Source organism: Nonlabens dokdonensis DSW-6 (assembly GCF_000332115.1).
GTDB classification, from domain to species: domain Bacteria; phylum Bacteroidota; class Bacteroidia; order Flavobacteriales; family Flavobacteriaceae; genus Nonlabens; species Nonlabens dokdonensis.
Genome location: NC_020156.1, coordinates 535,166 through 546,685, shown reverse-complemented (window position 1 = coordinate 546,685; position 11,520 = coordinate 535,166). Strand labels below are relative to the sequence as shown.

The window sequence follows — 11,520 nt, the reverse complement described above, 5'->3', positions numbered from 1 at the left end:
AACTATATTCTTATTAAATGATCTACCGCAGTAATGAGTTTTTTTACAGAAAATGGTTTCGTAAAATATTGGTCAGCACCTAGATTGAGACCTTTTTCTATATCGGCTGCTTTGCTTTTTGCAGATAGGAAGATGACTCTCGCTTTCGCGAAAGCGGGATTCTCCTTTATCATTTTAATGGTTTCATAACCATCTACCTGTGGCATCATCACGTCGAGAATAACAACATCTGGATGCTCGCGTTCCATGATAACCAGCGCCTCACTTCCATCTCTAGCGATAAACACGTGGTAACCTTGTTTTTGAAAGGCATACTCCAGTGACATCACTATGTTAGGTTCATCATCTACTATTAAAATCTTCTTCATTTTCCTGCTGTTTTTAATTCTACTATAAATCGGGCTCCTCTTTTAAAATCAGGATCCACGTTAATGGTTCCATTATGACTTTCTATAATGTGACGGCTTATGGCGAGTCCCATACCACTGCCGATAGGCTTCTTAACATTCTGATCATTAGATTGATAAAACTTTTCAAAGATGTACTGCATATCTTCTGGCGGGATTCCTTTACCATTATCTTCAAACGACATGATAACTTTATCGCTGTTATGTCGAGTGTTAATGGTAATCAAGCCGCTGCCTTCAGGTACAAACTTGATACTATTAGATAGTAAGTTTGTAAAGACTTGTAGAATGCGGTCTTCATCGTAAAACATGCTTATATTTTCTACTTCATTTACTTCAATCTGAACACCTTTTTTGAGCGCAAGTTGATAGATGCCATCCACTGCTTTAGTTACAGTGTTTTTTAACAAGTGTTCCCTTTTATCCATAATTTCACGACCGCTGGATAATTTTTCAAGATCTAGAATATTAGTAATCAAAACCGCCAGTCTATCGGCATCATTGACAATGTTGTTAAGGAATTTTTGCTTTAGTTCTTTCGGCATATCATCAGCATCGGCAAGGATCTCGCTAGCAGCTCTTATGGAAGCTGTAGGTGTTTTAAGTTCGTGTGCTACGGTATCGAGAAACTCATCTTTCTGACGGTCTTTTTCTACAAGTGCTTCATTTGCTTCTTGAAGATTATTTGTAAGCCTTTTTAAATCGTGGGATTGTTGTTGTAGTTGTTTATTTGCAGTTATAGTTTCTTTACTTTCTTCTAAGATTTTAAGTACTTCTGGTAAGGTTACTGGTTGTTCTTTTACCACACTGCTTATCATGAGCTTAGCGCTGGCAGCACCTATAGAACCAGTGAGTAGTTTTTCTGAAAAGTTGACCAGACGAGCATCGGCTTTTTCTTCTTGCGGATTCAGATCATACTTGCGATAGAAAATGTCGAGTGCTCGAGCCGTGCGCTTCTCTCCTAAAAATCGTGTGAGTGCTTTTCTTATTTCAGATACATAAGCTTCTCCACGCCATACAAAGGCGTTTTCTTGTAAATCTCCATAACTTGATGCGTTAACAACAAGTTCAGCATAATTACGCTCTCTGTAATTACCTTTTTTGATCACTGAGAAAATCAAATAGAACATCACATTAAAAACCATCGACCAAAAAAATGCATGGGTTACTGGCGGCATAAAATCCAGTCCAAAAAGTTCATAAGGTTTTAAAAGTACTATGTCAAAAGGCCCATTGCTTACTAAGGTGCTACCTTCTACAAAAACTTCGTTTATAAAAGGTAATGCAAGTGTGTAAAAAGTAACTGATGATCCAGCAAGGATTCCCATTTTTGCAGCCGCAGCACTACCACGATTCCAAAACAAGCCTATAAAAAAGGCAGGTGCGAGTTGTGCTATGATCACAAAAGCAATTAACCCTATACTAAAGAGTGACAACTGAATATTAAAGTTCACATAGAAAAAGTAAGCGCCTATAATCAAGATGAAAATAGAAACTCTACGTATATTTTTAATATTACGCGCATTGCTGCTAGGGTTACTCTTATTAAGCACTTTTAAAAACCCATATGGAATAATGAGGTTATTACTGATCATGGTGCTCAAAGCAAGAGCACTTACTACTACCATAGAAATCACGGACGATAAACCACCTAAGAAAACCATTAATCCTAAAAGTTGATGACCATGTTCTAGCGGCAAATGCAGCGTATAATAATCTGGGTTTACATCTCCAGAAAGCAATAATTTTCCTGCCCATGCGATAAAAATTACAAATACATTAAAGAGCAATAAGTACAAAGGGAATACCCAACTTGCTTTTTTCAAATGATTTGTTGAGGTGTTTTCTACCACACTAACTTGAAACTGTCTAGGCAATAAGAATATCGCAAAAAACGATAGCGCGATCATAAAATACCAGTTGATACTGGCTTCCATATTTGAAAAGGTGGCTAGATTTTCAAAACCATCTAAAGCTGAGACTTGTTCATAAATATCGGTCGTTCCATCAAACAAGTAAAAGGTAATATAAATACCTATGATCAAAAAGAAAACCAGCTTCAGCAAGCTTTCTACGGCAACTGTGAAAACAAGACCGCTGCGCCTGCGAGAGGCATCAGTAGTTTGAGTTCCAAAAAGCGCCACGAACACCGCAAGCAGTACCGCTATGTAAAAAGTACTGTCTGTAAAAATGCTGGTGCTTTTTGAGCTGTCTGAGAGTATATCAAAAGTCTCTGAAACTGCTTTTAATTGTAAGGCGATATAAGGTAAAACAGCAACAACACAAATTATAGTTACTATCGCACCTATAGAACGGTTGTTTCCATAACGTAGCGAAATAAAATCGGCAATACTGGCGACTTGATACTGCTTTGAAATAAGAACTACTCGTTTTAAAATTAATATCCATAATGGCAAAGCGATCACTGGACCTAGATAGGTCGTTAAGAAGCTTACACCACTGGTGGCTGCAATTCCCACGCTACCATAATAGGTCCAAGCACTGCAATATACTGCAAGAGACAAGGCATAGACCCATGGATTATGCACCCATTTAGATTTTGACCTACGGTCTGCCCAGATCCCTATCGCAAATAAGAGCGATAAATATCCCACAATCACTAATATGATGGCGTAGCTAGGCATATCTTTTAATCACTGTAAAAGTTATAATTACACTCAACAACCACACTAAAAAAATGTACGCATATAAGACTGGTACTCCTAAAATTGAGAACTCACTATTAAATATAAATATGATGGGTACATTCAAGAAAATTACTAGTCCTATAGATAGAATAACAAGTTTTTGTTGGTGTCTTTTTTTCATTTTAATTCCAGCTAGACTGCATGGGTTTTTAAATTCAAGAAGGTAATCTTCTATTCAAAATTTTAATCCTTAAAATTGACTCTCAAGATACTATTTAATGATTAATCTTTAGTTATTTCGCTTTCGCGAAAGCGAGATAAAAACAAACTGCACTTCTAGGGAAAGTGCAGCTTGAATTAAATCATGGATATCTATGGATTCTGATTACTCATTTAAAATCTTCAGACTGCATCGTTATTGAGATATCCAATCAAGTTAGGTTACCACCTGCGTGGGATTTCCGCCTACTCTAGATTCCCACCTTCGTGGGATTTCCGCCTGCGCGGAAATGTTAGTGACCAGTAGCTTCTCCAGCGCCGCTAGGGATACGTATATTTTCTACAATATACTGAACCTCTTGTGGTGGTGGCGATGTGAAATGACATACTACTAGACTTACCACAAAGTTTATGAGCATAGCGATCGTACCAAAGCCTTCTGGAGAGATGCCGAACCACCATTCATCCTTACCTGGTAGAGCTTCATCAAACCATCCTAATCTATATTTTACCATGTATAAAAGCATGGTAACTATACCTACTACCATACCGGCAACTGCTCCTTCTTTATTCATGCGCTTGTAGAATATTCCTAAAATAATAGATGGGAAAAAACTAGCCGCTGCGAGACCAAAAGCTAAAGCAACCGTAGCTGCAACAAATCCAGGCGGATTGATTCCAAAATATCCAGCAACACAAACAGCTCCTACAGCACTTAAACGTGCAGCAATTAATTCACCTTTTTCAGAAATATTAGGGTTGACAACCTTTTTAATTAAATCATGAGAAACAGATGAAGAGATAACTAATAATAATCCAGCAGCTGTAGATAGTGCTGCGGCAAGTGCTCCAGCAGCAACGAGTGCAATCACCCAACCTGGTAGATTTGCAATTTCAGGATTTGCCAGCACCATAATATCATTATCAATGTACAACTCGTTAGGATTTGAGTTATCGACACTTTTAGTCGCTCTAGAACCTAATGCTGTTCTGTTTTTTCCATCATAGATTTCTTCTGGTTTTTTGCTAGTAAAGGCGTTTCCTGGACTGTATTGCACAATTCCATCACCATTCTTATCAGTCCAAGCAATTAAACCCAGCTCCTCATAATTCTTGAGCCAGTCTGGCTGATCTGCATAAGACTTACCTACTACGCTGTCTATCATATTTGTTTTAGCAAACACCGCTACAGCTGGCGCCATTGTATACAAAATAGCAATAAGCAATAAAGCCCATCCAGCACTTTTACGAGCATCTTTTACACGTTTTACGGTAAAGAATCGTACAATAACGTGCGGTAATCCTGCTGTTCCTACCATTAAGGCTAGTGTAATAGCAAATATGTCTACTAGAGATTTAGACCCATCGGTATAAGCAGCAAAACCAAGATCCGTACTTAATCCATCAAGTTTATCTAATAAATAAGTTCCAGAACCATCAGCTAGTGTGCTTCCCATTCCTAGTTGAGGTATAGGATTTCCTGTCATTTGGATAGAAATAAATATCGCAGGAACAGTAAAGGCAAAAATCAATACACAATACTGTGCTACTTGCGTGTATGTGATTCCTTTCATTCCGCCGAGTACCGCATAAAACAGTACGATAATCATTCCTATAATCACACCGGTATTAATTTCTACTTCTAGAAATCTGGAGAAAACCAGTCCTACACCACGCATTTGACCAGCTACATAAGTAAATGAAACCAATAAGGCACAAAATACCGCTACTAGTCGAGCTGTTTTAGAATAGTAACGATCGCCTATGAAATCAGGTACTGTAAATTTTCCAAACTTCCTTAGGTAAGGTGCCAGTAATAAAGCTAATAATACGTAACCACCAGTCCATCCCATAAGGTAAACGGAGCCGTCATAACCGGCAAAAGCAATGATTCCCGCCATAGAGATAAATGACGCAGCGCTCATCCAGTCGGCAGCGGTAGCCATACCGTTTGCAAGAGGAGAAACGCCACCACCTGCAACATAAAATTCTTTTGTTGAACCGGCACGAGTCCATATCGCAATCCCTATGTAAAGGGCAAAAGTTACTCCTACGAGTATATAAGTCCACATTTGAACATTCATAATATTTTCTTTAAGTGACTACTCTTGAATAGAGCAGTAGATTTATAGTTAGTTGATTTAATTGTTGTGATCTCGTTTTCGCGAAAGCGCAAACTTCAAAATTTAACCGCTGTTATTTTTCGTCGTATCCGTATTTCTTATCCAGCTTGTTCATGATACGTACGTAAACGAATATGAGTATCACAAAAACATAGATAGATCCCTGTTGAGCAAACCAAAACCCTAGTTTGAAACCACCGAGCCTGAGCTCGTTTAAAGCATCCTTGAATAAAATTCCAGCACCGTAAGAAACGGCAAACCAGATGCCGAGTAGAATGAAGAGGTACTTAATGTTCTCTTTCCAGTAGGCTGTTGCATTAGATTGTTTATTTGACATAATTTATAGTTTTAAAGTTTTATAGGTAAATCATTGCTTGTAGGGTAACTGTCCCAACTGCATCTAGATTTCCATATTTTTGATTAGCATATTCCAGTGATAATTTAGAATGATGACCGCTGAAATAAAGGTTGCCGCCTATACCAAATCTATTTGCGTTATCATCTATAGCATCGATGTTGCGAGAAGATACAGACAAGTAGGGCTGAAGTTTTAACCTATCATTTTTACTAGGTAGTACATAACCTACATGTGCATAAAGCATTGAGCCAGTCTCGTAAGTTTGACCTAGTGTGAAATTAGTACCATAATCATTGTTTTGGTAAGTTGCATAAGCGGTGATAGCTGCCCCTTTATCTCCTACAGGTGCATCATAAAATGCATCTACAGCAAAAATGGCAACATCTTCACCTTGAAAATTATTATTTCCATCTAGCGATACACTACCGTTAGGGTGATAGAAAAAACCAGCTCCTACATTAAAAACTTTTTTACTACCTAAATAAGAGCCTACTTTGTATGGTAAAAAGTTGCTCTCTTGATCTAATAATTGATAGTCAAAGTAACCTGCAAAGTTTTTTCCTGCGTCCTTACCTCCTAAAATTTCACGACCGTTGTAAGTAGCGTTGTTTATCCCTGGTATTCCTCCCACGTCTAGACCATTTGTGAGTGCTTCATTAATTGATACTCTATATTGTAATCTATCAAATTTTCCTTTGAAATAAACTCCCATATGACGAGCAAACTGATCACTCAAACCTATAGTTGCCCAACTCTGACGATTATTATCAAGAGTTAACATGTTTAACGTACTCTGATTATTTAATCTAGAAATTCCATTCCAGTAATGCAATCCACCACCTACAGCGTGATTGTCATTAAGTGACCATTCTCCCCAAACATCGTGAAAGAACAATTGAGAACTATCGCTTTTACCTACTGGATGAAGATTACTCGCATTCTGACTATTAAGACCGAAATGCGTTAGAATCAAAAATCTTTTAGACACTTGAGCATACATAAGTACACGAGCCCTACGAATGGAAAAGTTTAAGTCACTTTCTTCATTCCCAAAACTATTGAGTGTTTCATTATCTGAATGCTGTGCCCAGAATTGTGCCCATGATATTATACGGAAGTATTTTGAGCCGTCTTCGTTGAGATTTACCTTCATTCCGCCAGTATACTCTGTAGAACCTTGAGCAAATCCTAGACAGGCTGCTAGGAAGAAGAATGGAAGTAAAAATAAATACTTGTTTTTCATAAGAGTTTGTAATTAAGGTTAGTTGTTACGAAATCGTTTTCTTTCGTGATGCTAACCTCAACAAATTCTTATGTTAATTAAAATTTAATATAGTTATTTGGTAATAGATATAGTTCTAGTCTCTAAATCGTTCCCACTGTATCAACATAAATTTATCTCCAAGCTCTGTAACTACAGCTCCTGCACCTTTAATGTTTTGAGAGTTTGAGAAGTATTCACCTAGCTCTGTAGCGTTTAGAATCTTATATGTAGGATGATATTTTGTGTTGCTAGGTCTTTTTATATTATACTTTTTCACCCAATTGAGTACACTCACATGCGAAATTCCTAGAATACGCTCTATTTCTCTATATGTCAAGCCTTCAAGATAGAGTTGTAATGCTTTATTTACATAGTAATCGTCTATCTTTTTACCAATTTTATCTACGGTAAAATTGTAATTACAATCTTTACATTTATAACGTTGTCTACCATTAACAACACCACTTTTGATCTGATTTTCAGAGGAACAACTAGGGCAAATTTTCATAACTATATTAATTTAGCATAAATATATCAAATTAGCAATAATATAACATTTATTAGTTAAATATTATAGTTCGATATGATAAGATGCTAATTATTATAAGTAAATGAAATTGAGTTTTCGCTTTCGCGAAAGCGAACTTAGAAAAAGGTGCTAAGGACAAAGAGAAGCTAATTTTTAGATGAAATAGGTGCTCATTCTGTTTAACTTATTGAGGATTTAATTGCGGTTAGTCTAGTTTATAGTTAATGTTTTAATAATCAAATTATAAAGTAACGTTATTATTTATTTCCTTGATTCTTTTATCATTAAGTTAGTTGAAATAAAATAAATCAATTATGAAACTTATCAAAAAAATTGGGGTTTTAGCCCTATCGGCATCATTATTTATGGTGTCATGTAAAGATGAAGCTGCTGAGAAAGAAGCTGAACAAATGAAAATGGAGCAAGAAATGGAAGCAAAAAAAGCAGACTCTCTTGCGATGGTAGAAAAAGAAAAGATGGAACGCGACGCAACTGCAGTGAGCATTAACGGTGCAATGATGTATCCTGACATGACTATTGTTGAAAATGCATCTACTAGTAAAGATCTATCTACATTAGTGACTGCGGTTTCTACAGCAGGATTAGTAGGAACTTTAAATAGTGAAGGACCTTTCACAGTTTTTGCACCTACAAATGATGCTTTTGCGGCATTACCAGCTGGAACTGTAGAGACTTTATTAAAACCTGAAAACAAAGAGAAATTGAGTGGTATTCTTACTTATCACGTAGTTTCTGGAAATGTTATGGCTGGAGATCTTTTGAAAATGATCGAAGATGGAAAAGGTAGCACCTCTTTCACAACGGTAAACGGGAAAAACTTAACTGCAATGCTAGTTGATGGAAAAGTAACTATCAAAGACGCTTTAGGAGGAACAGCAACTGTAACCGTTGCAGATGTGAAACAATCTAACGGCGTTGTTCACGTAATCGATAAAGTATTATTGCCATCTAAGTAATATTAAGGCTTAAATAAAAATGGCATTCCTTTAAAAGGAATGCCATTTTTTTTATGGAAAAGACTTTAATTGAGTAAAGTAGGTTTTCCAAAACCAAGTTTCTCAAGCTTATTAAATTGAGTCTTTTTATCACCTACTATTAAATATACCATCTTATCTGAATTAATATATTCGTTGATTAATTCTTTTATTTCAGGTAGAGTGATATCTGTTACTACTTTTTGCCTTGTCAATGCATAATCGATGGGCATATCATTTTCTTCAATATTAGAGAGCATTCTCAATTTTGCGCCTTGAGATTCAAAAGCTCTAGCGCTAGATTTGATCAGATAACTTTTTGTAACTTCTAGGTCTTCCTCAGAGAAATTAGAGCCGTAATTTGATAAAATCTCTTTGATTAATGCGGTAGACTCATAAGTAACATTAGACCTTACACCACTGGATATTGTAAATGTACCTGTGGTAGGAGAGTTGTTAAATGAAGATCTAACACCATAAGTGTAACCTTTATCTTCTCTAAGTTGCTGCGTAAGTTGAGAAGCAAATCCACCACCGCCTAAACGGTAATTTATGATGTCCACATTATACGAATCGTTATCTGTCGATGGAATAGAACGATTACCAATAGTTAAAATAGACTGTTTTGCATTAGGTACGTCATAAAAGTATACTTGAGAAGATTCTAATTCTGGAAAAGGCTGAATTTGTGGAAGAGATACTTCTTTTTGATTCCAGTTTCTATTAATAGTTTCCAATGAAGATACCACCTTAGAACTTTCCACATCACCTACAATTTTAAAACTAGCTAACTTTGGTGTAAAATAGCTGTTATAATAATCTTTCAGGTCTTCTATTGTGATGTTTGCAACGCTCTGTTCGGTACCTAGGTTATTCTGCGCAAGGAGATGTTGATTTCCATATATGAGTTTTGCAAACTCGTTACTAGCTATCGCACGAGGACTCGCTTTTTGTTGCTGAATCCTACTAATAGTTTGCTTTTTTATAAGCTCAAACTCTTCTTTATCCCATCTAGGTTCTAATAATATTTCATCAACGATTTTCATTACCTCTTCATAATTTCTTGATAAGGCACTTGCATTAATTGAGATACTTTCATCACTAGATCGTACTGTAATATTTGCCCCTAATTTTTCAATCGCATCTTCTAATTCTTCTGGAGTTTTAGTTGCGGTTCCCTTATTCATAAGTTGAGCGAGCATGTTTGATACACCTATTTTATCGATGTCTTCGAATAGCATGCCGCCTTTCATATCTAATTGAAATTGGATCAAAGGAACTTCTTTGTCTTCTATTCCAAGTATTTCAATACCTGATGACAGCTGTTCCTTATAAACATTTGGAATTTCTAGGGTAGGAGCATCTCCATAAGCTGGTTCAATACTTCTATCAAAACTTGATGGGCTGCGCTCATACTCTGCAACAATACTTGCATCAAAACTTTCTTCAGCACCTTCTACAATTTTTTCTTCTTCTACATCGGCCTTTTGAGAGTTGCTAACTGCTAATTCTACTTGACCTTTAGGAACAAAGCTGGTCATTATATAATTGCTGTCTTTTATGTATTTGTGATAAACCTTAGTAATATCTTCCAAAGTAACCGCTTGCATATTCTTCATGTCTTGTGCTAAGAAACCTGCATCTCCTGCAAGTATTTCATATTGGGTCAACTGGAAGCCTTTTCCTAAAACACTAGATAAGCCTTGATAAAAGTCGGTTTCTTTGCTTGTCTTTATTCTATCTAATTCGTCTTGAGAAATGCCATTCTCTTCAAAAAGAGATAATGCTTTTTCAATACTTCGTTTCACGCTATCTAGATCAACACCGTCATAAGCTCGCGCAACGATTCCAAATTGACCTGCAAGTTCTGATGTATAGTTAAACGCATAAGCTTGATCTGCTACTCTGTCTTTTTCAACTACAATTTGATTTAAAGGAGCTTTTTTACCTCTACTTAAATAATTACCTAATACTTCTAAAGCATAAGAATCTTCATGATAATTAGGAACTGTAGGCCATGTAAAACTCAATCTAGGAGTTTGAGCAAAGTTATCTTCATGATACAAATATTTTGAATCTTTAAGTACAACTGCTTCTATAGAAGGTTTATCGACTTCCTTACCTCTTTTGATTTCACCAAAGTATTTCTTTACCCATTCTAAAGCTTGAGCTTTGTCAAAATCTCCAGCAATGGTTAGAACTGCGTTGTTAGGAGTGTACCAGTCTTTATAAAAATCTTTGACATCTTGAAGCGATGCATTTTGAAGATCTTCTAACGAGCCTATTACTTGCCAATTGTAAGGATGTTCTTCTGGATACAAATTCTTCCCTACAACATAAGATTCGTGACCATAAGCATTGTTGTCAACACTTTGTCTCTTTTCATTTTTTACTACTTGCTTCTCTTTAGCAAGAACTGGTTCAGTAACGGTATTGATAAAATATCCTAGTTTATCTGCTTCCGCCCAAATCATTTTTTCTAATGCATCTTTAGGAACCGTTTGATAATAGTTGGTAACATCACGACTTGTAGAACCATTTGCTCCTGAACCTCCAATTCTAGCACTCATTGCGTCAAGTCCACCTTTCCCTAGGTTTTCTGATTCTAGAAATAATAGGTGTTCAAATAAGTGAGCAAAGCCAGTTTTTCCTTCCTTTTCTCTAGCACTTCCTACATGAGCAGTTAATGCAACAGCTACGACAGGATCGGACTTGTCTTCATGAAAAATTACAGTAAGGCCGTTTTCTAAGGTATGTTTTTCAAACGGAATCGAGATAGCATTGGATTCAGTATCTGTTGTAGCATCATCTTTAGATAGGTCGTTACAAGAGATAAATATAAAAGCGATAAAAAACGCTGTCATAAGGTTAGATAGTTTCATATACAAAGTTATTTATTAAGTATGATCGATGTAAATATAATAGTTAATCTTACAAGGTATTCAAAGCATTCAAGAATATTAGGCAATAAAAAAAC

At 36.2% G+C, this 11,520-nt stretch carries 8 protein-coding genes; 1 reads left to right on the top strand and 7 read right to left on the bottom strand.

From position 1 onward, the window contains the following. Positions 1-2: 2 nt before the first annotated feature. The 6 genes from DDD_RS02255 to DDD_RS02230 all read right to left on the bottom strand — a co-directional run bounded on the left by DDD_RS02255 (position 3) and on the right by DDD_RS02230 (position 7,527). Positions 3-368 carry a response regulator transcription factor gene (locus tag DDD_RS02255; RefSeq protein WP_015361104.1) on the bottom strand — a complete coding sequence of 122 codons (366 nt, stop codon included), beginning with the start codon at positions 366-368 and terminating at the stop codon, positions 3-5. After that, entirely contained in the window at positions 365-3,052 is a 2,688-nt protein-coding gene (locus tag DDD_RS02250) for an ATP-binding protein (protein WP_015361103.1), read from the bottom strand. Before DDD_RS02250 ends, DDD_RS02255 begins: the two co-directional genes overlap by 4 nt. 515 nt (positions 3,053-3,567) lie before the next feature. Then, complete coding sequence (locus DDD_RS02245; protein ID WP_015361102.1) at positions 3,568-5,358, bottom strand: sodium:solute symporter family protein; 1,791 nt, start codon at positions 5,356-5,358, stop codon at positions 3,568-3,570. A 112-nt stretch (positions 5,359-5,470) separates the two neighbouring features. Beyond that, the gene (locus tag DDD_RS02240) at positions 5,471-5,734 is read right to left on the bottom strand and encodes a DUF4212 domain-containing protein (RefSeq protein ID WP_015361101.1); all 264 of its coding nucleotides are present in this window, start codon (positions 5,732-5,734) and stop codon (positions 5,471-5,473) included. 19 nt (positions 5,735-5,753) lie between these two features. After that, positions 5,754-6,998 (bottom strand): hypothetical protein, encoded by a 1,245-nt coding sequence (locus tag DDD_RS02235; RefSeq protein WP_015361100.1) that lies wholly within the window; start codon positions 6,996-6,998, stop codon positions 5,754-5,756. Between the two features lie 115 nt (positions 6,999-7,113). Then, complete coding sequence (locus tag DDD_RS02230) at positions 7,114-7,527, bottom strand: IS1/IS1595 family N-terminal zinc-binding domain-containing protein (protein ID WP_015361099.1); 414 nt, start codon at positions 7,525-7,527, stop codon at positions 7,114-7,116. A 335-nt stretch (positions 7,528-7,862) separates the two neighbouring features. On the opposite strand from DDD_RS02230, the gene DDD_RS02225 reads away from it, so the two are divergent. Next, positions 7,863-8,525 carry a fasciclin domain-containing protein gene (locus DDD_RS02225; RefSeq protein ID WP_015361098.1) on the top strand — a complete coding sequence of 221 codons (663 nt, stop codon included), beginning with the start codon at positions 7,863-7,865 and terminating at the stop codon, positions 8,523-8,525. A 65-nt stretch (positions 8,526-8,590) separates the two neighbouring features. On the opposite strand, the gene DDD_RS02220 is transcribed toward DDD_RS02225, so the two are convergent. Next, positions 8,591-11,425: a M16 family metallopeptidase gene (locus DDD_RS02220; protein ID WP_015361097.1), complete on the bottom strand. Its 2,835-nt coding sequence runs from the start codon at positions 11,423-11,425 to the stop codon at positions 8,591-8,593. Positions 11,426-11,520: the final 95 nt, after the last annotated feature.

Coding starts and splice junctions, on each gene's coding strand:
- DDD_RS02255 (WP_015361104.1), bottom strand. CDS start 368: ATGAAGAAGATTTTAATAGTAGATGATGAACCTAACATAGTGATGTCA.
- DDD_RS02250 (WP_015361103.1), bottom strand. CDS start 3,052: ATGCCTAGCTACGCCATCATATTAGTGATTGTGGGATATTTATCGCTC.
- DDD_RS02245 (WP_015361102.1), bottom strand. CDS start 5,358: ATGAATGTTCAAATGTGGACTTATATACTCGTAGGAGTAACTTTTGCC.
- DDD_RS02240 (WP_015361101.1), bottom strand. CDS start 5,734: ATGTCAAATAAACAATCTAATGCAACAGCCTACTGGAAAGAGAACATT.
- DDD_RS02235 (WP_015361100.1), bottom strand. CDS start 6,998: ATGAAAAACAAGTATTTATTTTTACTTCCATTCTTCTTCCTAGCAGCC.
- DDD_RS02230 (WP_015361099.1), bottom strand. CDS start 7,527: ATGAAAATTTGCCCTAGTTGTTCCTCTGAAAATCAGATCAAAAGTGGT.
- DDD_RS02225 (WP_015361098.1), top strand. CDS start 7,863: ATGAAACTTATCAAAAAAATTGGGGTTTTAGCCCTATCGGCATCATTA.
- DDD_RS02220 (WP_015361097.1), bottom strand. CDS start 11,425: ATGAAACTATCTAACCTTATGACAGCGTTTTTTATCGCTTTTATATTT.